Raw genomic sequence first — 22,763 nt, forward strand, 5'->3', positions numbered from 1 at the left:
CCGCCGGGTTGCAGTCCGACTGTACGTTGTTTCAGTCACACTGAAACCGAGGAGGGACGACCATGCGCGTGCAGATCGTGCTGTTCGACGGCTTCGACCCCCTGGACGTACTCGGGCCCTACGAGGTCCTCACGGTCGGGGGCGGGATGAGCGGCGGCGGGGTGACCGTCGAGTTCGCGGGCGTCGACGGGCCGCGCCTCGTCCCGAGCGGCCTGCCGGCGATCTCGTTGGCGGCGACCGCGACGTTGGACCCCGCCGTCGACGTCGTCGTGGTGCCGGGGGTGGCGGGCTCGCTGTCCCTGGACCCGCAGGAGGAGGGGAGCGTCGGAGCCCTCCTCACCCGCGCGATCGGCCCCCTGGCCGGGCCCCTGCGCGCGGCCCTCGACCACGACGGGACGACCGTCGCCACGGTATGCGGCGGGTCGCTGCTGGTGGCCTGGAGCGGGCTCGCGGACGGGCGGCCGCTGGTCACCCACGAGCGCGGGGCGGATCTGACGGGGACGGCCCCGGTCCCGGTGGACGCCCGCGTCGTCGACGACGGCGACCTCGTGAGCGCCGGCAACGTGACGTGCGGGATCGACCTCGCGCTGCACCTCCTCGAGCGGGAGGTCGGGCCGCAGGTCGCGCACGCGGTCGAGCGGGTCATCCGCTTCGAGCGCCGCGGCACGGTGTGGCGGGCGAGCGGGACGCCGGTCCGGGCGTGAACGCGGTCCTGCTCTCGGTCCACGTCCTGGCCGCGATCGTGGCCGTCGGTCCGGTGTGCGTCGCGGCGAGCATGTTCCCGCCGGAGGCGCGGCGGGCGCTCGCTGACCCGCAGGAGGTCGGCCGGCTGGCGGTCCTCGCCCGCGTCTGCCGGACCTACGCCCTCGTCGGAATCGCCGTGCCGGTGTTCGGCCTGGCCACCGCGTCGTCGATGGGGGTGCTCACCGAGGCGTGGGTGCTGGTGTCGATCGTGCTGACCCTCGCCGCCGTCGTCGTGCTGGCCGTCGGGGTCCTCCCGCGGCAACGCACCCTGCTCGGCGCCGTCACCGGCGAGGTACCGCACCCCTCCCCCGCCACGCTCGTCGGCGGTCTCGCCGGCACGACGGGCGTGTTCAACCTGCTGTGGGCGACGGTCACGGTGCTGATGATCCTGCGGCCCGGCTCGACGACCGGAGTGTGACCTCGGTGCGGCACCATCGCTTCCATGTGCCGCAACATCCGGGTCCTGCACAACTTCGAGCCGCCGGCGACCGAGCACGAGGTGCACGACGCCGCCCTGCAGTACGTCCGCAAGATCAGCGGTGCGGCGAAGCCGTCGAAGGCCAACGAGGAGGCCTTCGCCCGGGCGGTCGCCGAGATCACGGCGACCACCCGCACCCTGCTCGACGAGCTGGTGACGACCGCTCCCCCGAAGGACCGCGAGGTCGAGGCGTTCAAGGCGCGGGAGCGGGCCCGCGAGCGCTACGCCCGCTGACCCGCCCCGCGGTCGATCAGAAGTACGTCTTGCGCCCGCCGACGCCCCGGCCGACCGCGCCGAGCACGGTGAGGACCAGGCCGACCACCAGCAGGATCCAGCCGATGGTGGCGACGAACGCGGGGACGGGGGCCAGGTAGCCCAGGACGATGAGGATGATGCCGAGGATGATCACGAGTTTGCCTCCGAGGTGGGGAGCTTCCGGACGCCGGTGAGGTTCCCGTGAGATGTCCTCGCCGACAGCCGGGACAACGACCCCCGGACGAACCACGGTTCTCCCGCAGGACCGATCGGGGCGAAGTTGCGCCGCTCGCGTTCCATTCCATCGCGTCCGGCCCAGCGCCGTCCTCCCCGTCCTCGGCGAACGGTCGCACTCAGGCCGCCGACACGGCGGCTGCGTCGTCCCCCTCGGCACGCGCGAGGTCGAGGACCGCACCGAGCCGACGGACCGCCTCCGCGATCCTCTCCGGCGGGCACGCCGAGAAGCTCAGCCGCACCGTGTCCCGGGGCGGGTCGCCGACGTGGAAGCCGGCTCCGGGGACGAAGGCGACGGGGCCGCCGTCACGCGGGGCGAGCGCCTCGTGGAGGAGCCGAGCGGTGTCGAGACCGCCGGTCGTCAGCCAGACGAAGAAGCCCCCGCCGGGCACCCGGAGGCACGCCGCCTCCCCCAGCCGGGTCGCGCAGGCGGCGACCATCGCGTCGCGCCGCGCACGGTAGACGTCCCGGACGCGCTCGAGGTGTCCGGCGAGGAAGCCCGGTTCGCGCAGGAGGTCGGCGACCGCGAGCTGCGCCGCCCCGGCGCTCGCGAGATCCGAGCGTTCCTTCAGGTGGTGGAGGGGGCGTACCAGCTCGGGAGCGGCTGCGATCCATCCCAGCCGCAGCCCGGGCGCGAGCATCTTCGAGAACGTGCCGAGGTGGATCACCAGGCCACTGGTGTCCAGCGCGGCGAACGTCTCGGCGTCCCCGGCGCCGTCCACGTCGTCGTAGCGCAGCGAGCCGTACGCGTCGTCCTCGACGATGGGCAGCCGGTGGCGCTCGCACACCTCGAGGATCTCGAGACGCCGTCGGCGGCTCGTCACGGCGCCGGTCGGGTTCGCGAAGGTCGGCACGAGGTAGAGCATCCGGAGGCGGTTCGGTCCCCCCGGTCCGCGGTCCCGGCGCAGGGCCTCGGACAGGGCGGCGGGCAGGAGGCCCTCGGCGTCCGAGGCGAGCGGGTACACGCGCGGCTGGTACTGCCGGAAGGTCTCCAGCGCGCCGAGGTAGGACGGGTTCTCGACGACGACCCCCGCGCCCGGGTCGAGCAGCAACCGGGCCACGAGATCCAGGCCCTGCTGCGATCCGTTCGTGACGAGGAGTCGGTCGGGTCCTGCGGCCGCGCGCGGGATCAGCTCGGCGATCGCCGTCCGCAGCTCCACGCATCCCTCGGTGGAGCCATAGGCCAGCGCGTCGACGGGCGTGTCGGTGAGACGGCGGTGCAGCGCTGCGCGGTACTCGTCGACCGGGAAGGTCTCGGGAGCGGGCAGGCCTCCGGCCAGCGAGATCGTGTCCGCGCGCAGGGGGCGGTCCAGGGCGCGGCGGATGGCGGTCGTCGTCATGCCGTGCATGCGCGTCGCGAGCGGGATCGTCATGCCGGGCCTGCCGGGTGGGCGTGGTCCAGGTGCGGCAGGAGGACGACGCTCTCCTGCTCGTTGGGGTCGGTGCGCGCCAGGACGGCGCGGACCGGACGCTCCGTCGATCGGTTGACCGGGCGGTGCGGCACGTTGGCGGGGATGTAGAGGAACTGACCCGCGCGGACGGTCACGCACTCGGCGAGGTCCGGTCCGAACCAGGTGTCGGCCTCGCCCTCGAGCACGAACAGGGCGGTCTCGTGCGCGTCGTGGCGGTGCGCGTCCCCCGCCGCTCCCGGCGGGATGGTCACGAGGTGCATGCACAGACCGCGGGACCCGACCGTGCCGGCCGCGACCCCCTCGAACAGCTGGGCGCGCTGCTTGCCCTCCGCCATGTCACCCGCATCGACGACACGGCATCGCGGCGTCTCGGTCGTGGTCACGGTGTCCCCCAAGATCGGTGGCTCGAACTCGAGCCCGTTCACCTGTCCGGGCCACTCTGGCGAGGATCTTGTCACGCTGCGAAGTCGTATTGGGCACAATCACTCCGCTGGCGCCTCCGGACCACTCGTCCGTCGCATCCCGGGCAGCGGCGGTCGCCACCCGGGTGAACGGGCGGCGCGATGCAGGTCCCGGACCGATCCAGGACGGTCGGCCGTGTTTCGAGTGCTCGGGCCGGGGCCACTCCCCGCGCACGGAGTTCGGGACGGCGTTCGGGGACGGCGTCACGGGTTCCGCACCGAAGGAGGGTCCCGCTCCCGCCGCTGGGGAGCGGGCGGGAGCGGGACCCCGTCCTCGACATCGGCGACCACATCCTGGTCTGATCACCGGACGTGAGCCCACCCGCCGTCGAGACCCCCCGGGGCGGACGGACGTCCGGCGGCCTGGCGATCGCGCTGCTGTCCGGGTTCTCGTTCGGCCTCGCCGGTCCGTTCGCCGCCTCGCTGCTCGCCGTCGGGTGGTCCCCGATCGCGGTCGTGCTGGGCCGGCTCGGGGGCACTGCACTCCTGCTCGCCGTGCCCCTGGTGGTCGTCGTGGCCCGCGGGTTCCGGCCGGCGGCGCGCGATCTGCGCGCCGTCGCCGTCTACGGCGTGGTCCCCCTCGCCGGGGCACAGGTCTGCTACTTCAGCGCCGTCGACCGGCTGTCGGTGGGCGTCGCCCTGCTCATCGAGTACACCGCCCCGGTCCTGTTGCTGGCGTGGACATGGACCCGGAACGCCGAGCGACCGCGCCCGGCCACCCTGGGCGGCGCGGCCCTCGCGATCGCGGGCCTCGTGCTCGTCCTGGAGGTGTGGCGGGCCGCGGAGGTCGACGTCGTCGGGGTGCTCTGGGGTCTCGGTGCCGCGGTCTGCCTGGCGGCCTACTTCCGTCTCTCGGCTGCGGCCGGGGAGGCGGACGGACCACCCGCCCTCGTCCTGACCGCCGGCGGGGCGGTGGTGGGCAGCGTCGTCGTCGTGCTCGTGGGGCTCGTGGGTCTCCTGCCGCTGACGGCGACGACGGCGTCGATCGACCTGGCGGGTTCGACCGCGCCGTGGTGGGTCGGGGTCGTGCTCGTGGCGGCGTTCTCGACGACGCTGGCCTACCTGGCGGGGATCGCGGCGGTCGCGCGCCTGGGGTCGCGGCTCGCGTCGTTCGTCGGCCTGAGCGAGGTGCTGTTCGCGGTGCTCGGCGCATGGTGGCTCGTCTCCCAGCGACCGACGGCACCGCAGATCGCCGGGGGCGTGCTCATCGTCGCGGCGATCGCCCTGATCCGGTGGGCCGAACCGCCCGGGGTCGATGATCGTCCGGCGGGCCCGGAGAGCTAGCCGTACCGTCCGGGCGGGGGTGGTTCCGGTGCCGCAGCTCGATCCTGCTCCGCTGTTCGACCTGGTCACGGGCTTCCCGCCGGACGACGCGATCGACGTGACGATCCCGATGCCGCTCTCGCTGGCGATCTACATGACGATGCTGGAGTCCACCGGCCACGCGTCCGAGGTCGCGGCGCTGCGCAAGGTCTACATCGACGAGGCCCGCGAGACGGCGCGTGCCCTGCAGTCCGGGTCGGACCGGCTGCGGATCACGCACATCGTCGAGGAGCGGGTCCGCCGCATCAACGGGCTCCGGCCGCACGTGCACTTCTTCGTCGGCACGACCGTCCGGGACGCGGACGGTGCGCAACGCCCGGTCGACGTCGAGTCGCTGGAGAACCGGGCGTCGGAGGAGGTCCTCCCCGACCACCGCGACCGCCTCGTCGCCGCCACCACGCACGGGTGCGGGCTGACCTGGGGGCCGACCTCGTGGTCGTCCGCCGAGGTCCTCGAGCCCCCGTGGCTGGTGGACCGCGCGTCGGAGGCGCGGGAGGAACCGCCGTGCCCGGGTCCGTGGCCGCGCCGTCAGATCCTCGTCGGCCGGGCCTCGTCGTGACGGCCTTCTTCGTTCCGGGCACCGACCCCGACACGGCCGAGTCCCGCTATGCCGAGCTCGCGGAGCTCGCCGGGGCCGCGGTGGGCCACCCGGCCGACCGGGTGCGCTCGGTCCGGTTCGTCCGCGGTGCCGAGGAGTGGACGGCCGCGGTCGGCGAGCACCTCTCGGGCCGGCTCGCGGCGCGGACCGACCGCCGGACCGCCCGAGGCTCCGCGCCCACCCGCCGCGTCTCCGATCCCGCGACCGTGCAGGCCGTCTTCCACACCGGCCACGGGTACGTGCTGGTGATCGACACCCCGCCGGTCGGGACCGTCGACGACTCGGTGTGGGACAACCCGGTCACGATCGCCGAGCACGACGCTCGCGACGTCGTCCTCTTCGACGGCTGACCGGGCCCCGTCAGGGGACGACGAGCTCGGTGTCGTGGCCGTCGGTGATCGCCATGTGGCCGGGCGCGTGGCAGATCGCCAGGGGCGGACGGCTCGCCATCACCGCGGCCTGCGGGGTGACCCCGCAGGCCCAGAAGACCGGGAGCTCGCCGTCGGGAATCTCGACCGGGTCGCCGAAGTCGGGCCGGTCGAGGTCGTCGATGCCCAGGGCGGACGGGTCGCCGACGTGCACCGGGGCGCCGTGGACCGCGGGGTAGCGCGAGGTGACGCGCACCGCCGTCGCGACGAGGTCGGGAGCGACGGGGCGCATCGACACCACGAGGGGCCCGGCGAGGTCGCCCGCACTCCGGCAGGCGCGGTCCGTCCGGTACATCGGGACGTTGCGGCCCTGCTCGACGTGGCGGATCGGGACCCCGGCCGCGGCCAGGGCGTCCTCGAACGTGAACGAGCAGCCGATCAGGAAGGCGACCAGGTCGTCGCGCCAGTGCTCGCGGACGTCGTCGACCTCGTCGGCGTACTTCCCGTCCACGTAGACGCGATAGGCGGGCAGGTCGGTGCGCAGGTCGCCGTCGAAGACCGTCGTCGACGTCGCGCCGGGCTCGGAGACGTCGAGGACGGGACACGGCTTCGGGTTGCGCTGCGCGAACAGCAGCACCTCGTAGGCGTAGTCGCGCGGGACGGCGATCAGGTTCGCCTGGGTCCTGCCCGTGCACCATCCCGCGGTCGGCGTGCGGAGCCCGTCGCGGAACAGGGCGCGGGCCTCGTGCGGGCTGTAGGCCCCAGGGCTGCCGTCCATGGCCCGACCCTACCCCGAAGATTGCCGGATCGTTGAACGATTCTCGTAGCGGGAGCTCGGCCCGGACGACCAGCCCACCGAGTGCGACACGACGCAGGATTCGAGGCGACAGAACCTGCCCGACGTCGCACTCGCCGGCCGACCACCTGTCAGGTGAGCGGCGGCAGGACGAGGGCACCGTCGGCGTAGGTCGCGGGGCCGACCACCCGCTGGTGGCCGTCCTGGATCTGGTGCACGAGGTGCGCCTGGGCCAGCGACGGGTCGCCCGCGCCCTCTCCGGACCACGTGCGTGCCGTCTGCCCCGGGGCGTCGAAGCTGTACGCCCCGTTGACCCCGCGGTAGACCGAGGCGCGGAGGTGGTCGGCGACCGCGGAGAAGTCGCGGAAGTCCGCGGCGGCCCAGGCCCCGGCGACCAGGCGCACGCGGTCGTAGGCGATCCCGGCGTGCGAGCGTCCGGGGACGACGCCGAAGCGCCGCGCGTAGCGGGCCGCGAACGAGCGGCCGAGACGGTCCGGGTAGGTGCCGGTGGTCGTGGCCCAGAGGATGCCGTCCGCGCGGTCGCCGAGGCGGAGCCGGAACTCCGGCACCGACGGGGCGTAGATCCCGTAGAGCAGTCCCGCTCCCCCGGCGTCGCGGAATCCCTCGACGAACGCCACGTGGTCGTCGACGAGATAGCTGCCGATCATGACGGCGGCCGGGTCGTCCCCCGCGGCGCGGGCGCCGGCCTCCCGCCACCCGCCCGCCCTCGGGGCCTCGACGGTCAGCGCCCACCCGCGCCGTTCCGCGTGGTCGGCGGCCGCCGAGAGACCGAGGTCGACGAGGTCCCACGCGGGCTGGCGGACGGCCAGGAGGCGACGGGACCCCGGACGCCAGGTGCCGCGGTCGCGCAGGCCACTGACGACGTCCACGAAGTGCGGCCCGTAGTGGACGTCGCTCGGGCAGACCTGGAACACGCGCGAGAACCGTCCGGGGTCCTCCGCGGCGCGCTGCTCCATCAGCCCGGAGGTCGCCGCGTGCAGGTACGGCACGCCGGCGGCGGCCGCCAGGTCGTGCGCGAGGTCCTGGCGGGCGAGGTAGCCGGAGGTGAGGACGTCGACGTCCGCGGCGAGCAACCCCTCGAAGCCGGCCGCGACGGTGGTCGCGTCCTGCGGATCCACGTCGGCAACGCGCAGCTCGAGCCGCCGGCCGGCCACCCCGCCGGCCGCGTTCAGCTCCTCGATCGCGAGTCGTGCGCCCTGCTCCATCTCGCGGGCGTCCGCGGCCGCCACCCCGGTGAGCGGGAGGAGCGCCCCCACCCGCAGCGGCCGGCGATGCACGGGACGGGGGCTCGCTCCGCGGCGGGCCGGCGTCCGGTCCGCGGCGGCCATCGCCCGGCCGAGTCGGAGCTGCTCGAAGCCGACCGGGCCGCCGGGTGGCGGCACCACGACCAGGCCCTCGTCGAGCGCCCGGGCCGCCGCGGCTCCGCGCGAGGCGACGTCGAGCTTGCTCAGCACCCGGTCCACGTGGGTCGCGACCGTGCGGGCCCCGATCGCCAGCCGGGTCGCGACGGCCGCATTGGTCAATCCGGCGACCAGCAGGGTCAGCACCTCGAGCTCGCGGCGGCTCAGCCCGTGCGGGAGGGCCTCGAGCGGTTCGACGGCAACCACGGCCGTCGCGTCCTCCACCTGCACCAGCACCGCGAGCGGCACCGGCCCGAGCCGGACCACCCGCAGCTCGCCGACGTCCGCCGCCACCGCCCCGGCCGCGAGTCGACGCAGGTCGGAGGGCACGTCGTCGGCACGGCCGTCCTCGACGACCCGGACCTCCGCGGCGGCGTCGACCCGCACCGCGGCCCGCCCCGGCGTCCCCTGCGACGTCCTCAGGTCCATGGCCGCCCGTCTCCCACGCGCCGTCGTCGGGACCCTAACCCCGCGAGGCCCCGACGGGACCCCTCGTGACGTGATGGCTCCACGCCGGAAACACGGGGTCCGTCGTTCTACCGATCCGCCGCGGCCGACGTCGTCCTAGCGTCCCGGCATTCCCCGATCCCCGAATCCGTGGAGGGCCCCGTGCGTCTCGGAATCTTCGCCCCGACCCTGTCCGGCGGCTGGGTCATCTCGACCGAGGCGCCCTGGTGGAAGCCCGACTGGTTCCTCATGCAGGAGACCGCGTTGAAGGCCGAGCACTACGGCTTCGACTTCCTCCTCGCCCCGAACAAGTACAAGGGCATGGACGGCGAGATCCACTTCTGGAACTACGCCCTGGACTCCTTCACGACGATGGCTGCGCTCGCGGCGGTGACGCGCAAGGTCATGCTGATCCCGTCGATCTCCCTGCTCTCGGTGCCACCGGTCTACGCCGCCAAGCAGTGCAAGACGATCGCCGACATCGCGGGCCCCGGCCGGTTCGGCGTCAACATCATCTCGGGGTGGGAGAAGCCGGAGTGGGAGTCGATGGGCCTGTGGCCCGGCGACGAGTACTTCGGCTACCGCTACGACTACGCGGCGGAGTACATGACCGTCATGCGCGAGCTCTGGGAGACCGGACAGACCGACTTCGACGGGCAGTTCTTCCACATGAAGGATGCGCGCCTGGAGCCCTGGTTCGACGACGGGAACATGCCGAAGGTCGTCTGCGCGGGGCAGTCGGACCGCGGCATGCAGTTCACCGCCGAGCACGCCGACTACCAGTTCATGGGTGGCAAGCTCGACATCGGCGAGCTGACCGAGCAGATGGGTCGGGTCAACGCCGCGTCACAGAAGGCCGGCCGGCCGATGGAGGCGTTCCCGCTCTACCAGTGCGTGGTGCGCGACAGCCTCGCCGAATGCGACGACGTCATCGGCCGGTGGCGCGAGAGCCAGGAGCTGGAGGTCGTCAAGACGATGACCGGGCACGCGTCGATGAACTCCGAGGCCGACGAGAACTCGCTGCACGCGACCCTGCTCGGCAACGACAACTTCATGCTCTGGGAGATCATCAAGGGCGACCCGAAGAGCGTCGCCGAGCAGCTGCGCGCGATCTCCGACGTCGACGGCGTCAGCGGCGTGATGTTCACCTTCCAGGACTACCTGACCGACATCGACCGCTTCGGTGCTCAGGTCATGCCGTTGCTGGCGGACTGATGCCCCTGCCCGGTGAGGTCGTCGTCGACGGACTCCACGACGACGTCGAGGTGCTCGTCGACCGCTGGGGGGTGCCGCACGTCTACGCCGCCCACCGGCGCGACGCCTTCGTCGCGCAGGGCTTCCAGGCGGCGCGGGACCGGCTCTTCCAGATCGATCTCTGGCGGCGACGCGGGCTCGGGCGGCTCGCCGAGGTGTTCGGCGCCCGGCACCTGGAGGAGGACCGGGCGCGTCGGCTGTTCCTGTTCCGTGGGGACATGGAGCGGGAGTGGGCCGCGTACCCCGAGGGCACGCAGGAGGTCGTCACCGCGTTCGTCGCCGGGGTGAACGCCTACGTCGGCTGGGCGCTGGAGGCCCCGGAGGAGCGCCTGCCGCCGGAGTTCGCGTCGCTCGGTCACCTCCCGGCGCGATGGGCCCCCGAGGACGTCGTGCGCATCCGGACGCACGGTCTCTTCTACAACGCGGAACAGGAGCTCGCCCGGGCCCTGACGGTGCGCGACCTCGGGACGGAGGCCGAGGAGCTGCGGGCCGTGCGGGAGCCGGGCGGCCCACTCGACGTGCCCGGGCCCGACGTCCTGCGCGGGCTCGGCGACGAGGTCCTCGACGTCCACCGGCTCGCGTGCGGCCCGGTCGGGTTCGCGGCGGCGGGGAGCAACAACTGGGTCGTGTCCGGCGCGCGGTCCGGCACCGGCCGACCCGTCGTCGCGAACGACCCGCACCGGGCCGTCACGGTGCCGTCGCTGCGCTACCTCGCCCACCTCGAGGCGCCGGGGCTCTCCGTGATCGGGGCGGGCGAGCCGCACCTGCCCGGCATCTCCATCGGCCACAACGGCCGGGTCGCCTTCGGCCTCACGATCTGGCCGATCGACCACGAGGACCTCTCCGTCCACGAGCTCCACCCGACCGACGACGGGCGTTACGCGTACGACGGCGGGTGGGCGGCGTTCGAGGTCGTCGAGGAGCGGATCGCGGTGGCCGGGGCCGACGACGCCGTCGTGCGCCTGGCCTTCTCCCGCCACGGACCGGTCGTGCACGTCGATCCCCGGACGCGGACGGCCGTCGCGGTGCGGGCAGCCTGGCTGGAGCCGGGGATGGCTCCCTACCTCGCGAGCCTGGGCTACCAGGACGCGGCCGACGCCGCCGGGTTCCGGGACGCCCTCGCCCACTGGGGTGCACCCGGCGTCAACCAGGTGTTCGCGTCGGTCGACGGGACGATCGGGGTGCAGGCGTGCGGGCGGGTGCCGCGACGCACCGGCTGGAACGGGGCGCTGCCGGTGCCCGGCGACGGACGCTTCGAGTGGGACGGGACGCTGCCGTTCGAGGAGCTCCCCGGCCGGCTGGACCCGCCGTCGGGATGGGCCACGACGTCCAACCAGTACCTGCCGTCCGAGGCGGGCGTCGTCACCACGGACTGGTACTCGGGCGCCCGGCACGAGCGCCTGGCGGCGTGGCTCGCGGACGACGACGCCGTCGACGTGGACGTGGACGTGGACGTGGACGCGAGCCTGGCGATGCAGGCCGACGTGGTGAACACGCACGCCCGGCGACTGCTCGAGCGGCTCGCGGACCTCGACGTGCCGGCCGAGGTCGACCCCTGGTGGCAGGAGCTGCAGGCCTGGGACGGCGTCGAGGACGCCGGGTCCCGCGCCGCGCTGATCGCGCAGATCTGGCTGCGCCGGCACCTGCGGCCGTGGCTGGTCGACCGGTGTCTGGAGCGGCTCGGGGCCTCGGCGGACCCGGCGGCGCGCGGCCGGCTCGTCCGGGAGGACACGCTGTTCTCCGACCTGCGCCCGGACCTGCGGATGGTCGACCTGCTCGACGACGATCCCGCGCTCCTGGCCGACGGGGTCGGGGTGACGCTGCGCGCCGCCGTCGCCGAGATCGAGGACCGGCTCGGCCCGGACCGGGCGACGTGGACGTGGGGGGCGCTGCACCGCACCGAGCTCCGGCACCCCGTGCTGGGCGCCGCGGGTTCCCTGCCCGCGGTGCCGCGCCCGGGCAGTGGCGACACCGTCGGTCTGTCCGGACACGACGCGGAGTTCAACGCCGTCATGGGCAGCAGCTTCCGCATGGTCGTCGACGTCGGGGACTGGGACCGCTCGCGCGTCGTCAACTCCCCCGGTCAGTCCGGCGACCCGCGCTCCCAGCACTACGCCGACCTGCTCGAGGTGTGGGCCGACGACGGGTCGTTCCCCCTGCTCTACAGCCGGGCCGCGGTCGAGGAGGCCACCACCGACCGGCTCGTCCTGCGGCCCCGCTGAGAGCCGTCGGAATGCGCAGGAACTCGACAGGATTCCTTCACCGCGGGGCGGTGGCGGCGTCTACCGTCGCCGGACGCCCCTTCACCACGGGGGAGGCCGCGCTGTATCGTGCGAGGAAATCCAGGTTCCTCGGAAGACACAGAGCGGGACGTCTTCTGCGATCGGGAGGTCCGATGACGGCGCTGAACCCCCTCGAGTTCCGGATCGCCCCGGGCGACCTGGTGGCCGAGCTCAAGTCGCGGACGCCCAAGATTGGGATGAACGAGGGCCTCTGGCCCGGGCTGACGATGTACCGCTACGACGCGCCGGCCGTCCCGCTGTGGGAGGAGGTTCGCGAACTGCACCTGTGCGTGATCGCGCAGGGCCGCAAGTGCGTCACCGCGAACGGCGTCAAGTGTTTCTACGACCCGCTCACCTACTTCGCGATCAACGACAACGCGCCGTTCCGGACGGAGATCGTCGAGGCCAGCCCCGCGAAGCCGTTCCTCTCGTTCGGTCTCCAGCTCGACCACGAACTCGTGCGTCAGGTGTCGTCGGACATCCTGCTCGAACGCGAGACCGCGGCGTTCACGAGCACGCGGGCACCCAGGTCGGAGAACCACTCCTTCGTCTCCGCGCTGGACCGCGAGATGATGGACGCGATCCTGCGGTTCCTACGCGCGCTCTCGAACGGCGCGGACCGTCGCGTCCTGGCTCCCGTGTACCTCAAGGAGATCGTGTACCGGGCGCTGCAGGCCGAGCAGTACAGCCGTCTGATCGAACGGGCGGCGAGCGAGAGCGAGAGCAACCCGGTCAGCGCGATCATCGCCTACGTCCACGAGAACCTGGCCGAACCGCTGAGCGTCAGCGATCTCGCCGAGCGGGCCTTCATGAGCCCGTCCGCGTTCTCGCACCTGTTCCGCGACGTGGCCGGGCGGTCGCCGTACCAGTTCATCAAGGAGATGCGGCTGACGAAGGCGCGGGAACTGCTGATCGAGAACGAGGCCAGCATCACGCAGATCTCGAAGTCCGTCGGCTACCGCAGCACGTCGCACTTCATCAACGAGTTCCGCGACCGGTACGGGATGACCCCGCGCGCGTGCAGCGACGCGCTGGCCGGCCGCGACCAGGGGCCCCAGGCGGAGCAGGCCTGAGCCGAGGGGGCCGGGACGTCCCGGCCCCCTCCGGCATCACCAGGCGACGGCGAGGTAGCTGACCTCGAGGTATTCGTGGATGCCCTCGAAGCCGCCCTCGCGGCCGAGCCCGGACTGCTTCATGCCGCCGAACGGGGCGGCCGGGTCGGAGATCGCGCCCCGGTTCACACCGACCATCCCCGCCTGCAGCCGCTCGCCCACCGACAGGGCGCGTCCCAGGTCGCGGGAGTACACGTACGCAGCGAGCCCGAACTCGGTGTCGGTCGCGAGCGCGACCGCGTCGTCGTCGCTCTCGACCTCGATGATCGGGGCGATCGGCCCGAAGGTCTCCTCGACCGACAGGACGCTCTCCCGGCCGACGCCGCTCAGCACGGTGGCCGGGTAGAAGAAGCCGGGACGCTCGAGGGGTTCCCCGCCGGTGTGGACCTTCGCGCCGGCGCCGACCGCGCCGTCGACGCGGGCCGCGAGGTCGCGCTGCCGCTTCGCGTTGACCATCGGGCCCAGCTCGGTCGCCTCGTCGGTGCCCGGCCCCACCCGGAGCGCGGCCATCCGCCCGGTCAGTCGCTCGGCGAAGTCGTCGACCACGGCCGAGTGCACGAGGAACCGGTTCGCCGAGGTGCAGGCCTGGCCGCCGTTGCGCATCTTGGCGTACATCGCGCCCTCGACGGCGTCGTCGAGGTCCGCGTCCTCGAGCACCAGGAACGGCGCGTTCCCGCCCAGTTCGAGCGAGGTGTTGACGACGCGGTCGGCGGTCTGGCGGAGCAGCGACCGGCCGACCGGGGTGGAACCGGTGAACGACACCTTCCGCACCCGGGCGTCCGCCAGGGCCCACTCGACGAGCTCCGCCGGACGGTCCGTCGTCAGGACGTGCACGACGCCGTCGGGCACGCCGGCCCGCGACAGGAGATCGCCGAGGTAGACCGCGGTCAGCGGAGTGTCCTCGGCCGGCTTGAGCAGGGCCGTGCAGCCCGCCGCGAGCGCCGGGGCGAGCTTGCGCGTGGCCATCGCCGCGGGAAAGTTCCACGGCGTCAGCAGCAGGGCGACCCCGACGGGCCGGTGGACGGTGGCGATGCGATTCGCCCCGCCGGGCGCGGTGCGCAACTCGCCCCCGATGCGCACCGCCTCCTCGGCGAACCACCGGAAGAACTCCGCGGCGTAGCGGACCTCCGCCCGGGCGTCCGCTCGCGTCTTGCCCATCTCCAGACTCATCAGCAGCGCCAGCGGTTCGAGCTCGGCGAGCATCAGCGCGTGGGCGGCGTGCAGGATCTCGGAGCGCCGCCGCGGGGCGGTCGCCGACCATGCCGGGAGGGCGTCGGCGGCCGCATCGACCGCCGCGTCGACCTCGGCGGCCCCGACCCGGGCGACCTCCGCGATCGGCTCGCCGGTCGACGGGTCGAGGACGCTGAAGGTGTCGTGCGACGTGGGCGGGGCGAGGCGGGCCAGGAGGCCGTGGACGTGAGTGAGCGTGGGGTCGACGCTCACCCGACGATCTTCCAGTAGGAGTCCTTGCGGGCGATCAGCCCGTCGCGGAACTCCCAGTGGTCGCAGCCGCGCGCCCTGACGGTGGCGCCGGTGGTCGTCGTCCCGTGGACGAGCCACTCGGAGACCCCGAGGTCGCCGCAGATCCAGTGCCGGTCGGCGTCGTACTGCACGTCCAGGACGCCCTCGAACCGGGCGGCCAGGGCAGCGCGCACCGCGGCCTTGCCGGTGGAGCGCGCACCCCAGGGGTCGGGTCCCTTCGAGGCGTCGAAGACGCAGTCGTCGGTGAAGTACTCCATGATCGCGTCGAGGTCGTGCGCGTTGAACGCCTTCATCAGCGCTTCCAGCGTCTCGACCGTCACGTTCTGGGCGTGCGTCATCGCCATGTCTCCCTCTGTGTCGTGGGTAAGGGCGCGGTCCACCTGGGGTGGGCGCCGGTGTGCTGGCGAGGGGCGCCCACGGCCCGTCTATCCGAGCGAAGGTGCCCTTCGGTCAACGTGGGGTTGGGGGCAGGGACTGGCGAGGGGCGCCCACGGCCCGTCTATCCGACCGAAGGTGCCCTTCGCTCAGCCTGGAACGGGGGCGAACCGCGTCGTCAGAACGCGGAGAAACCGATCGCGCGGAGCTGCTCGCGCCCGTCGTCGGTGATGTCGGCCGGCCGCCACGTCGGCAGCCACTCCCACTCGACCCGGAACTCCGTGTCGATGGCGGACATCTCGTGGCCGACCTGGACCTCCATGACCTCGGTCAGCGGGCAGGCCGCGGACGTCAGCGTCATCGTGATCGTCGCGACGCCGGCGTCGTCCAGCCGGATCCGGCGGATGAAGCCGAGGTCCACGACGTTGACGCCGAGGTCGGGGTCGATGACGTCGTAGAGCGCCTCGCGGACGGCGAGCTCGGCCTCGGTCTCCGGCCGGTCGTCGCGGGGCTGCGGCACGGCGGGCGGCGCGGGGGCCGGAGGGAGCGACTCGGCCGCCACGACCCCCTTCGGCCGGAGCACGATCGTGACGTCGCTGGTCTTGCTGCTGATCCAGTCCGCGACGCCGTGGGCCTTGCGCCGCACCCGCACGATGTCCTCGGCGGCCACGGCCTGCCCGGCACTCAGCACGAGCACGTCGGGGTCAAGGCCGGACTCCTGGGCCCGGACCAGCGCCTCGTCCAGGACCCGCGCGAGCTGCTCGCACGTGGGCCCCGGCCCGAACCGCAGCCGGGCCCGCGCCGGGACGGCGGGTTCCCCCGCCACCCGGGCCAGGGCCGCGGTCGCGTCGGGCTCGGCGATCCGGACCTGCTCCTTCCGGACGACGATCTCGGTGGATTCGGCCAGCGTCGTCATCTCCGCGCCTCCGATCGGCGTGCGCCTGCCTTCGGCAGCAGGCTCTTGAGCGGGAAGTCGTCGTCCGCGAGCTGATCGGCCGTCACCCGGTGCGGCACGGCCATGACCTTGCGCGTCGCCAGCAGGTCCCGCGGGCGGTCCAGCGCGACCATCCCCGCGATCCGGCCGTCGACGAGCGAGAACCGCGTGAAGGACCGGTCCTCGACCGACCCGCGGATCACCGTCTCGCCCTCGCCGTCGATCCGCCCCAAGGACTGGATCATGTGGTCGTACTGGGACGACCAGAAGAAGTGCTGCTCGGTGAACGGTTCTGCGTGCCCGAGCAGGACCCGGGCGGTGTGGCGACCGTGCTTCACCGCGGTGTCGTGGTGCTCGACCCGGACCGGTCCGCCGTGCTCCGGGTGGTGCCGCACGGCGACGTCCCCGATCGCGTGGACGTCCGGGGCAGAGGTGCGCCCGAACTCGTCGGTCAGGATGCCCCGGTCGACCTCGAGGCCGGCCGCCGCCGCGAGCTCGGCGTTCGGCACCGAACCGACCCCGACGAGCAGCTCGTCGCATTCCACGACCCCGCCGTCGCGCGTGGTCAGCGCCAGCCCGGAGGAGGTCTCGGTCATCGCCGTGACGACCTGACCGGTCCGGAACTCGACCCCCTGCTCGGCGTGGATGTCGACGACGGCGCGGCCGAACTCCGCGCCCAGCACGCGACCGAGCGGGAGGGGCTCCGGCTCGAACACCGTCACCCGCACCCCCCGCCCCGCCGCGACCGCGGCCACCTCGCACCCGATGAACCCTCCCCCGAGGATCACGAGGTGCCTGCCGGCGGTCAGCCTCCCCCGGAGGCGTTCGGAGTCGGCGAGCGTGCGCAGCGCGTGCACCCGCTCCCCGGAGAACCCGTCCAGCGTCCGCGCCCGGACGCCGGTGCCGAGCACGAGCGCGTCGTAGCCCAGCGACCGGCCGTCCGAGAGCCGGACCCGGTGCTCGGCGGGTACGAGCTCGTCGACCCGGGTCCCGAGCACGAGCTCGACGTCGTGGTCGGCGTACCAGGCCTCCGGGTTCGCCCGGAAGCTCGGCCGGTCGACCGTGCCGGCCAGGTACTCCTTGGACAGCGGCGGGCGCTCGTACGGGAGGTGGGGCTCGGCGGCGACGAGCACGATCCCGCCGTCGAACCCCTCCTCCCGCAGGCCGGTGGCGGTGGCCGCCGTGGCGACCCCGCCACCGACCAGGACGAACCTGCTCATCCCAGGTTCACCAGGATGGTGCCGTCGTCGTCGACCCGGCACTGGTACCCGATCAGCGCGCAGTTGGCCGGGTTGAGCCCCTTGCCCGTGGTCACGTCGAACACCCACAGGTGGTTGGCGCAGGTGAGCTCCTTCTCGTCGAGATCACCGTCGTTCAGCGGCCACTCCTGGTGCGGGCACCGGTTCTTGTACGCGAAGACGTCGCCGTCGTGGTTGACGAGGAGGACCGAGGTGCCCTCCACGTCGACGGCCTCCATCTCGCCCTCCCAGAGATCGTCGGCCGCCATGACCGCGTGCCACTGCTGCGTCGCCGTGTCACCCATCGCCGATCACCCCGCCGCCGCGGCCGCGTCGGCCGTGGAGAAGATGCCGGCGTGGAGCTTCTCCCGCGCCGCGCGGGCCTCGGCCACGACCTCGCCGGCCGGCTTGCCGAGCAGCGGGGCGAGACCCTCCGCCGCGGCGTCGGCGAGCGGCGACCAGCGGTCGATCCACTTGTGCAGCGGCTTCTCGTTCTCCGCGCGCTGCTGCACGCAGAACCGGGCCAACCCGCCACACCAGCGGTCGCGCCGCTTCGCGTCCTTGCCGAGGACGTTGCCGAGATGCCACTCCAGCTCGTCGCCCGCGGCCTTGCTCACCTGGCCGAGCTGCCGGAGCAGCACGTCGTCGAGCGTCGGCGCCAGCACCAGGTTGAGCGCGGTGAACGCCTCGCCGAAGTCGTAGGCGACGAGCATCCGCTCGACGGCCTCGCGCGCCGGCTGCCAGGCCGCGTCGGACTCCCAGCGCTTCCGCTCCTCGGTCCCGATCCCGGAGTCCGGGTGGGCCATCTGCAGCTCGCGGGTGCGGTAGCCGACGATCGTGACGCGGCGCAGCAGGTCCGCGTTGGCGTAGCCGGCCGCGCTCGTGATGTACGAGCTGTGGCCGAGGTAGCCGATGTAGGCCTGCACCTGCTGGAAGCCGTGCACCAGGTAGCGCGACGGCGTGAACAGCGCCCCGAGCCGCGCGACCTGCTCCGCGGGGAACTCCGCGTCGGCCCCGGCCTCGTTGTAGCTGTCCAGCAGCCCGTCGAGCTTGGTCTGCTCCTCGGCCTGCATGTTCACGTAGGAGCGGTAGGCGACCTTGTCCGGGTCGTGCCAGCCGTCCCAGTCGTCGACCTGCAGCGGGGAGTTCTCCCGGTAGGTCAGGAACCACAGGTTGATCGGCGACGACGGGTTCTGCTCGAACGTCGACATCCGCCCGTCGCGGGTGTTCCAGTTCTGCGCGTGCGTGACGATCTCGTACTCGCTCGGCATCTTGCGGACGTCGCCGAACGCCGAGAACGTGCGCTGCTTGCGTGGCTTGCGGGCCGGGGTGCTCATGCGCTCGCTCCCTTGCGCTGCCAGGTGATCTTGTCGCTGGCGGTGATGGCCCGGCCGGTGAAGGAGGACATCAGGTTCTCCAGCGAGCGGATCCGGTAGTCCGAGCCGAGGTAGGACTGCAGCGTCGCCTCGGTGAGCACCAGTCGGTCCTCGCCCTGGATGCGCACGTAGGAGCCGCGGTCGATGATCTCGATCTCGGTGTTCGGGTTGTCGTCCTCGATCGCCGCGATGATCTGGTCGGTCTCGTCGCCGAGCGACAGGATCGGGCCCACGGGGTTCTTCATGCCGGCACCTCCAGGTCGTACTCGACGGCGACGTGGTCCAGCGGGGCGAACCCCGCCTCGGCGACCGTCATCTCGCCCGGGAGCTTCCGCCCCCGGTGGACGACGACCTTGCGGAACGGCTGCGCCCGGACGCGCTTGCCCTCGACGTGGTCGGCGACCGCGGCCGCGACCTCGTCCATCGTGTTCGCCGTGGTGACCGGCACGAGGATCTCCACGAAGTCGGTGGAGAAGATCGCGTTGAGCGGCACCAGCTGCGGCGGCGCGTCCATCACCTCGGCGCTCATGCCTGCGCTCCCGCGGGGACGGCGAGCCCGGTGGCCGGGCGGCCCACGTAGTCCTTGGTCCAGGCCTCGTAGTCCGCGTCGTCCCCCATGACGTCCGGCGTCATGCTCATGTAGTTGAGCAGCCCGCCCACGTCCATCGGCTGGATCTGGCCCGCGAGGAAGCGGTCGACCAGCGTCTCGTGGTTGACGTTGTCGCGGTCCTTCCACCAGATCTGGCGGCAGCCGTTCGAGCAGAAGTGGTAGGTCTTGCCGTCGTAGCTCAGCGGCTTGTTGCGCACGCGCCAGCTGCCGTCCCGCGACTGCGTCGGGTTGCAGCACGGCAGGTGGCAGAGGCTGCACAGGTAGGGCAGCGTCGCGGGGAGCGTGGCCTCGACGTTGTTCGCGTTGACGTTGTCGATGATCACGTCCCACTTGTCGCCGTAGGTCTGCTCCCAGTTCGGGTACTTCTCCCGCAGCCAGTCGCGCTCGTCCTTGCTGACGCCGGCCTTCGGGCGCCACCAGATGGTCGGGCGCCAGAACCAGAGACCCATGTGAAGGCTGTGGTGCCAGGTGTCCAGGCCGCGCATGAACTCGTCCCAGAACCACGGCTTCTTCAGGCCGTAGTCCTCGATCGTGCGCACGAACTGGTCGACGATCCACTCCTCCATGAACTCCCGGTAGGACTGCTTCCGGTGCTCGAGGGGCGTGTAGTAGTCCATCGCCGGGCCGGTCAGGGCGGAGAAGGCACGAGCCGATCCCCAGAACGCCTTGTCGATGACCCACTGCGCGCGCGTCGGGTCGTGCTCGGCGAGGATCTGCAGCGTCGCGACGCCCTGCTGGGAGTGCCGGGCCTCGTCGGTCTGGATCGACGAGATCATGTTGGCGAAGTTGATGTCACCGGACTGCAGGGCGTCCGCGGACAGCGCGACGAACTGCAGGTTGGTGAACCCGGTCTCGAACGCCAGCGGCACCTGCAGCGCGCAGTCGACCACGTTCGACGTCGTCATGATCCCGTCGAACAGGGTGCGCAGGGAGATCGGCACCCAGTCGTTCGTGGTGTAGGTCTTCTGCGTCCAGTCGTACTGCGGGTCCTTCACGACGAGCTCGTGGCCGAAGTACGTGGTGAGCGCGTTGTGCCGCAGTTCGTCGAGCTGACCGAACGTGGCCATGTTGCGCCATGCGCCGTTCAGGCCGAACCGCGCCATCTTCAGCTCGGCGAGCGTGGCCGTGTACTCGACCTGGGCGACGCCGCCGAAGTGCATCTTCGTGGCGGACTTCCAGCCCTCGTCGAGGTGGTCGAAGGTGTCCGAGCGCGACAGGGCGGCCTTGACCGCGTACGTCGACGCCTCCTTCTCCTTCTGCGTGTAGACGTACTCCTGGTAGGAGACCTTGTAGTCCTCCTCCCAGGCCAGCCACGCCTCGCGGGGCACCTTGCCGGTGCCGGAGAACCATTCCGGGTAGACCGCTTCGTCGTCGACGTAGGTGAGCGTCCAGTCGACGTCGCGGACGAAGTCCTGCCATTCCTCGCGCTTGAGGAGCGCCATGATCGTGGTGTCCTTCCGTGTGTTCGTCGCTAGTCGACTTCGAGGTGGCCGAGGTCGCGGCAGACCTGGGCGTTGTCCCAGTAGGCGCGAATGCTGTCGATCAGCCCGTCGGGGTTCACGTGCAGGAGGAACAGGTGCGGCGCGACGATGGAGCCGCCGGCGGGCCGGATGAACGCCCACGCGATCTGCTGCGTCCCGGTGATGTCGCAGGCGACGGCCACGTCGCCGTTGTCGTTTGCATCGACGTGGTGGACGACGTTGCCGAGGTTCGGGAACGAATTGATCAGCCCGCTCCAGATCACCTTCCCGACGGTGCGGACCTTGCCGTCACCGCGGAAGACGCGCTGCTTGGCCCACACCTCGAACGGGATGTAGGAGAAGTCCGCGTTGTCCGTGCAGAGGTCGGTCATCCCCTCCACGTCCTGGCGGCGGTACCGGTCGAAGAACTCGGTCGCGACCGCGGCCGCCTTCTCGGAACCGGTGGTCGGGGCGGTCGGTGGCGCTGCGGCCAGTTCGGTCATGGTCGTGTCACCCTCTCTCAGACGATCGCGATCTGGTCGGTGCGCTTGACGGCCAGGCGACGCAGGAGCTGGTTCTGGCACCAGTACACGTCGATCCCGGTGATCTGTTCGCCCGCGACGGTGAAGCGCCACGCGCTGTCGACGTCGAGGTGCTTCTCCTGGTTCACGACGCCCAGGAAGTCGGCGGCCTGCGTGCCCTCGATCTTGATCTCGGCGACGACGACCTGCCCGAGCTCGAGCACACTGCGCACGGTCAGGAGCAGGTCGGGCAGCGACCGCGCGATGTCCTGCAGCAGGGTCGCGAGCTCGTCGCGGCCGCCGTCGACGATCTGCAGCGGGTGGATCGTCACCCCGGCGTCGCCGGAGAGGGTGGACAGGGCGGCGTCGACGTCCAGGTGACGGAATCCGGTCAGGAAGGCCTCGACGGTCTGGCGCGGACTGGTGGGCACGGCCGGCTCCTCTTCGACGGGGTGCCGGCGCAGACGGCCGAGCACGCGGGACAGCGGGTTCACAGGTGCAGGGCCTTCAGGACGGCGTCGGCGGTCGCCTCGGTGGAGTTCGGGTTCTGGCCGGTGATCAGGTTTCGGTCGACGACGACGTGCGAGGCCCAGGCGAACGGGGCGTCGTCGAAGATGCCGCCGGCGTTCTTCAGCGCGGCGTCGAGGTACCAGGGCATGCCGAGCATGCCGATCCGGTTCTGGTCCTCCTCCTCGTCGGTGTACGCGGTGAGCCGGAAGCCCTCGAAGAGCCACTGGCCGTCCCAGCGCTCCGGCGCGGCCAGCAGCACGGCGGGCCCGTGGCACAGCGAGGCGACGATCGCGCCCTTCTCGTGCAGGATCTCGAGCAACCGGCCCGCCTTCGGGCTGACCGCGAGGTCCACCATCGGCCCGTGCCCGCCGGGCGCGAACACCGCGTCGAAGCCGGCCATCTGCTCGTCGGAGAGGTCCGCCAGGGAGACCGGCGCGTTGAAGCCCTCGATGGCCTCGAGCCGGGCCTGGCGCTCTGCCGCCAGGGCCGCCGCGTCCGCCTCCAGGTCCGCGACCGCCTCGCGGAGGACCTGCTCGGAGAGGCCGCCGTCGAGTCCCTCGTCGAGCATCACGTCGACCAGCAGACGGTCCTGCTGCCAGGCGATCTTCGCCGCCCGGCTGACGATCTCGTGCGCCTCGGGCGGGGTCCTCCCGGCGTCCACCAGCCGGTAGACGATTCGGCGGGCGGCCACGAGCTGCTGCTCGGTGGAGTGGTGCAGGGTGATCCGGATGTCGTCCGGGTCTCGATGGAAGGTGCGGTAGACCGAGGCGAAGTAGTCCCGGTCGGCGTCCGGGTAGTGGAACTGGGGCTCCAGGCTGTACGGGTCGGCCACCGGGGCCTTCCCGTCCGGCGTCATCACGACCACCTCGGCGCCGGCCGCAGCCAGCCGCTCGTAGGCCTTCAGTGCCTCCTCGGCCCAGTAGCCGGTCGGGTGAGCGGGACTGTCGCGGAGGTCGATCTCGTGTGCGCTGGACACGAGATAGGCGATACGAGGCATGAAGTCTCCCGGGGGCGGGTAATGACGGCTGGCAGGACGGTATGAGCCCTGTGATCCGGATCGCATCGCAGAATC

General features: G+C 72.3%; 26 protein-coding genes. 9 read left to right on the forward strand and 17 right to left on the reverse strand.

Translation table 11 applies throughout. The annotated features are described in order from the left end of the window. The first annotated feature begins 62 nt into the window (after positions 1–62). From QRT03_RS27655 to QRT03_RS27665, 3 genes are read left to right on the forward strand one after another with little or no spacing between them, the layout of a single operon-like run. Positions 63–704 carry a type 1 glutamine amidotransferase family protein gene (locus QRT03_RS27655; protein ID WP_286056377.1) on the forward strand — a complete coding sequence of 214 codons (642 nt, stop codon included), beginning with the start codon at positions 63–65 and terminating at the stop codon, positions 702–704. Next, positions 701–1,162 carry a DUF2269 family protein gene (locus QRT03_RS27660; protein ID WP_286056378.1) on the forward strand — a complete coding sequence of 154 codons (462 nt, stop codon included), beginning with the start codon at positions 701–703 and terminating at the stop codon, positions 1,160–1,162. The genes QRT03_RS27655 and QRT03_RS27660 overlap by 4 nt, the downstream gene beginning before the upstream one ends. 24 nt (positions 1,163–1,186) lie before the next feature. Further along, positions 1,187–1,456 (forward strand): DUF2277 domain-containing protein, encoded by a 270-nt coding sequence (locus QRT03_RS27665; RefSeq protein ID WP_286056379.1) that lies wholly within the window; start codon positions 1,187–1,189, stop codon positions 1,454–1,456. 16 nt (positions 1,457–1,472) lie between these two features. Here QRT03_RS27665 and QRT03_RS27670 read toward each other — a convergent pair whose 3' ends face one another. The 3 genes from QRT03_RS27670 to QRT03_RS27680 all read right to left on the reverse strand — a co-directional run bounded on the left by QRT03_RS27670 (position 1,473) and on the right by QRT03_RS27680 (position 3,506). Continuing rightward, positions 1,473–1,631 carry a DUF6131 family protein gene (locus tag QRT03_RS27670; RefSeq protein WP_286056380.1) on the reverse strand — a complete coding sequence of 53 codons (159 nt, stop codon included), beginning with the start codon at positions 1,629–1,631 and terminating at the stop codon, positions 1,473–1,475. A gap of 199 nt (positions 1,632–1,830) precedes the next feature. Next, positions 1,831–3,084 (reverse strand): aminotransferase-like domain-containing protein, encoded by a 1,254-nt coding sequence (locus tag QRT03_RS27675; protein ID WP_286056381.1) that lies wholly within the window; start codon positions 3,082–3,084, stop codon positions 1,831–1,833. Beyond that, positions 3,081–3,506: a cupin domain-containing protein gene (locus tag QRT03_RS27680; RefSeq protein WP_286056382.1), complete on the reverse strand. Its 426-nt coding sequence runs from the start codon at positions 3,504–3,506 to the stop codon at positions 3,081–3,083. The genes QRT03_RS27675 and QRT03_RS27680 overlap by 4 nt, the downstream gene beginning before the upstream one ends. Before the next feature lie 390 nt (positions 3,507–3,896). On the opposite strand from QRT03_RS27680, the gene QRT03_RS27685 reads away from it, so the two are divergent. The 3 genes from QRT03_RS27685 to QRT03_RS27695 are packed head-to-tail and all read left to right on the forward strand — an operon-like array spanning position 3,897 to position 5,855. Then, the gene (locus QRT03_RS27685) at positions 3,897–4,868 is read left to right on the forward strand and encodes an EamA family transporter (protein ID WP_286056383.1); all 972 of its coding nucleotides are present in this window, start codon (positions 3,897–3,899) and stop codon (positions 4,866–4,868) included. A 28-nt stretch (positions 4,869–4,896) separates the two neighbouring features. Beyond that, a complete protein-coding gene (locus tag QRT03_RS27690) occupies positions 4,897–5,466 on the forward strand; it encodes a hypothetical protein (RefSeq protein ID WP_286056384.1) in 570 nt (189 codons plus the stop codon). Beyond that, on the forward strand, positions 5,463–5,855 hold the full coding sequence (locus QRT03_RS27695) for a hypothetical protein (RefSeq protein WP_286056385.1): 393 nt from the start codon (positions 5,463–5,465) through the stop codon (positions 5,853–5,855). The genes QRT03_RS27690 and QRT03_RS27695 overlap by 4 nt, the downstream gene beginning before the upstream one ends. A gap of 10 nt (positions 5,856–5,865) precedes the next feature. Here the strand turns inward: QRT03_RS27695 and QRT03_RS27700 are convergent, their stop codons facing one another. After that, entirely contained in the window at positions 5,866–6,651 is a 786-nt protein-coding gene (locus tag QRT03_RS27700; protein WP_286056386.1) for a putative hydro-lyase, read from the reverse strand. Between the two features lie 149 nt (positions 6,652–6,800). Then, positions 6,801–8,519: an ABC transporter substrate-binding protein gene (locus QRT03_RS27705; protein WP_286056387.1), complete on the reverse strand. Its 1,719-nt coding sequence runs from the start codon at positions 8,517–8,519 to the stop codon at positions 6,801–6,803. A gap of 180 nt (positions 8,520–8,699) precedes the next feature. On the opposite strand from QRT03_RS27705, the gene QRT03_RS27710 reads away from it, so the two are divergent. From QRT03_RS27710 to QRT03_RS27720, 3 genes are all read left to right on the forward strand, one after another. Then, positions 8,700–9,752: an LLM class flavin-dependent oxidoreductase gene (locus tag QRT03_RS27710; protein WP_286056388.1), complete on the forward strand. Its 1,053-nt coding sequence runs from the start codon at positions 8,700–8,702 to the stop codon at positions 9,750–9,752. Further along, the gene (locus QRT03_RS27715) at positions 9,752–12,013 is read left to right on the forward strand and encodes a penicillin acylase family protein (RefSeq protein ID WP_286056389.1); all 2,262 of its coding nucleotides are present in this window, start codon (positions 9,752–9,754) and stop codon (positions 12,011–12,013) included. Before QRT03_RS27710 ends, QRT03_RS27715 begins: the two co-directional genes overlap by 1 nt. Positions 12,014–12,186: 173 nt before the next feature. After that, positions 12,187–13,146, forward strand: coding sequence for an AraC family transcriptional regulator (locus QRT03_RS27720; RefSeq protein ID WP_286056390.1), 960 nt, complete (start codon positions 12,187–12,189; stop codon positions 13,144–13,146). A gap of 36 nt (positions 13,147–13,182) precedes the next feature. Here the strand turns inward: QRT03_RS27720 and QRT03_RS27725 are convergent, their stop codons facing one another. The 12 genes from QRT03_RS27725 to QRT03_RS27780 form a co-directional block, all read right to left on the reverse strand. Continuing rightward, positions 13,183–14,628 carry an NAD-dependent succinate-semialdehyde dehydrogenase gene (locus QRT03_RS27725; RefSeq protein ID WP_286056391.1) on the reverse strand — a complete coding sequence of 482 codons (1,446 nt, stop codon included), beginning with the start codon at positions 14,626–14,628 and terminating at the stop codon, positions 13,183–13,185. After that, positions 14,625–15,011 carry a nuclear transport factor 2 family protein gene (locus QRT03_RS27730; protein ID WP_286056392.1) on the reverse strand — a complete coding sequence of 129 codons (387 nt, stop codon included), beginning with the start codon at positions 15,009–15,011 and terminating at the stop codon, positions 14,625–14,627. Before QRT03_RS27730 ends, QRT03_RS27725 begins: the two co-directional genes overlap by 4 nt. A 209-nt stretch (positions 15,012–15,220) precedes the next feature. Next, positions 15,221–15,958, reverse strand: coding sequence for an iron-sulfur cluster assembly protein (locus QRT03_RS27735; RefSeq protein ID WP_286056393.1), 738 nt, complete (start codon positions 15,956–15,958; stop codon positions 15,221–15,223). After that, positions 15,955–17,196: an NAD(P)/FAD-dependent oxidoreductase gene (locus QRT03_RS27740; RefSeq protein ID WP_286056394.1), complete on the reverse strand. Its 1,242-nt coding sequence runs from the start codon at positions 17,194–17,196 to the stop codon at positions 15,955–15,957. The genes QRT03_RS27735 and QRT03_RS27740 overlap by 4 nt, the downstream gene beginning before the upstream one ends. After that, a complete protein-coding gene (locus tag QRT03_RS27745) occupies positions 17,193–17,519 on the reverse strand; it encodes a Rieske (2Fe-2S) protein (RefSeq protein ID WP_286056395.1) in 327 nt (108 codons plus the stop codon). Before QRT03_RS27745 ends, QRT03_RS27740 begins: the two co-directional genes overlap by 4 nt. Positions 17,520–17,525: 6 nt before the next feature. After that, positions 17,526–18,551 (reverse strand): ferritin family protein, encoded by a 1,026-nt coding sequence (locus QRT03_RS27750; protein ID WP_286056396.1) that lies wholly within the window; start codon positions 18,549–18,551, stop codon positions 17,526–17,528. Next, positions 18,548–18,835 carry an MmoB/DmpM family protein gene (locus QRT03_RS27755; RefSeq protein ID WP_286056397.1) on the reverse strand — a complete coding sequence of 96 codons (288 nt, stop codon included), beginning with the start codon at positions 18,833–18,835 and terminating at the stop codon, positions 18,548–18,550. Before QRT03_RS27755 ends, QRT03_RS27750 begins: the two co-directional genes overlap by 4 nt. After that, positions 18,832–19,119, reverse strand: a complete 288-nt coding sequence (locus tag QRT03_RS27760) for a toluene-4-monooxygenase system B family protein (protein ID WP_286056398.1) — start codon at positions 19,117–19,119, stop codon at positions 18,832–18,834. The genes QRT03_RS27755 and QRT03_RS27760 overlap by 4 nt, the downstream gene beginning before the upstream one ends. Further along, positions 19,116–20,642: a ferritin family protein gene (locus QRT03_RS27765; protein WP_286056399.1), complete on the reverse strand. Its 1,527-nt coding sequence runs from the start codon at positions 20,640–20,642 to the stop codon at positions 19,116–19,118. Before QRT03_RS27765 ends, QRT03_RS27760 begins: the two co-directional genes overlap by 4 nt. A 29-nt stretch (positions 20,643–20,671) precedes the next feature. Beyond that, the gene (locus QRT03_RS27770) at positions 20,672–21,163 is read right to left on the reverse strand and encodes a nuclear transport factor 2 family protein (RefSeq protein WP_286056400.1); all 492 of its coding nucleotides are present in this window, start codon (positions 21,161–21,163) and stop codon (positions 20,672–20,674) included. Positions 21,164–21,180: 17 nt separating this feature from the next. Continuing rightward, positions 21,181–21,612: a nuclear transport factor 2 family protein gene (locus QRT03_RS27775; RefSeq protein WP_286056401.1), complete on the reverse strand. Its 432-nt coding sequence runs from the start codon at positions 21,610–21,612 to the stop codon at positions 21,181–21,183. A gap of 59 nt (positions 21,613–21,671) precedes the next feature. Continuing rightward, positions 21,672–22,667, reverse strand: coding sequence for a DJ-1/PfpI family protein (locus QRT03_RS27780; RefSeq protein ID WP_286056402.1), 996 nt, complete (start codon positions 22,665–22,667; stop codon positions 21,672–21,674). Positions 22,668–22,763: the final 96 nt, after the last annotated feature.

It is taken from the genome of Actinomycetospora termitidis (genome assembly GCF_030286555.1).
Lineage (GTDB): Bacteria > Actinomycetota > Actinomycetes > Mycobacteriales > Pseudonocardiaceae > Actinomycetospora > Actinomycetospora termitidis.

Bases quoted from the DNA above. Each gene is read 5' to 3' on its own strand.
- QRT03_RS27655 (WP_286056377.1), top strand. From the start codon at position 63: ATGCGCGTGCAGATCGTGCTGTTCGACGGCTTCGACCCCCTGGACGTA.
- QRT03_RS27665 (WP_286056379.1), top strand. From the start codon at position 1,187: ATGTGCCGCAACATCCGGGTCCTGCACAACTTCGAGCCGCCGGCGACC.
- QRT03_RS27675 (WP_286056381.1), bottom strand. From the start codon at position 3,084: ATGACGATCCCGCTCGCGACGCGCATGCACGGCATGACGACGACCGCC.
- QRT03_RS27700 (WP_286056386.1), bottom strand. From the start codon at position 6,651: ATGGACGGCAGCCCTGGGGCCTACAGCCCGCACGAGGCCCGCGCCCTG.
- QRT03_RS27705 (WP_286056387.1), bottom strand. From the start codon at position 8,519: ATGGACCTGAGGACGTCGCAGGGGACGCCGGGGCGGGCCGCGGTGCGG.
- QRT03_RS27715 (WP_286056389.1), top strand. From the start codon at position 9,752: ATGCCCCTGCCCGGTGAGGTCGTCGTCGACGGACTCCACGACGACGTC.
- QRT03_RS27720 (WP_286056390.1), top strand. From the start codon at position 12,187: ATGACGGCGCTGAACCCCCTCGAGTTCCGGATCGCCCCGGGCGACCTG.
- QRT03_RS27730 (WP_286056392.1), bottom strand. From the start codon at position 15,011: ATGGCGATGACGCACGCCCAGAACGTGACGGTCGAGACGCTGGAAGCG.
- QRT03_RS27735 (WP_286056393.1), bottom strand. From the start codon at position 15,958: ATGACGACGCTGGCCGAATCCACCGAGATCGTCGTCCGGAAGGAGCAG.
- QRT03_RS27740 (WP_286056394.1), bottom strand. From the start codon at position 17,196: ATGAGCAGGTTCGTCCTGGTCGGTGGCGGGGTCGCCACGGCGGCCACC.
- QRT03_RS27745 (WP_286056395.1), bottom strand. From the start codon at position 17,519: ATGGGTGACACGGCGACGCAGCAGTGGCACGCGGTCATGGCGGCCGAC.
- QRT03_RS27750 (WP_286056396.1), bottom strand. From the start codon at position 18,551: ATGAGCACCCCGGCCCGCAAGCCACGCAAGCAGCGCACGTTCTCGGCG.
- QRT03_RS27755 (WP_286056397.1), bottom strand. From the start codon at position 18,835: ATGAAGAACCCCGTGGGCCCGATCCTGTCGCTCGGCGACGAGACCGAC.
- QRT03_RS27760 (WP_286056398.1), bottom strand. From the start codon at position 19,119: ATGAGCGCCGAGGTGATGGACGCGCCGCCGCAGCTGGTGCCGCTCAAC.
- QRT03_RS27765 (WP_286056399.1), bottom strand. From the start codon at position 20,642: ATGGCGCTCCTCAAGCGCGAGGAATGGCAGGACTTCGTCCGCGACGTC.
- QRT03_RS27770 (WP_286056400.1), bottom strand. From the start codon at position 21,163: ATGACCGAACTGGCCGCAGCGCCACCGACCGCCCCGACCACCGGTTCC.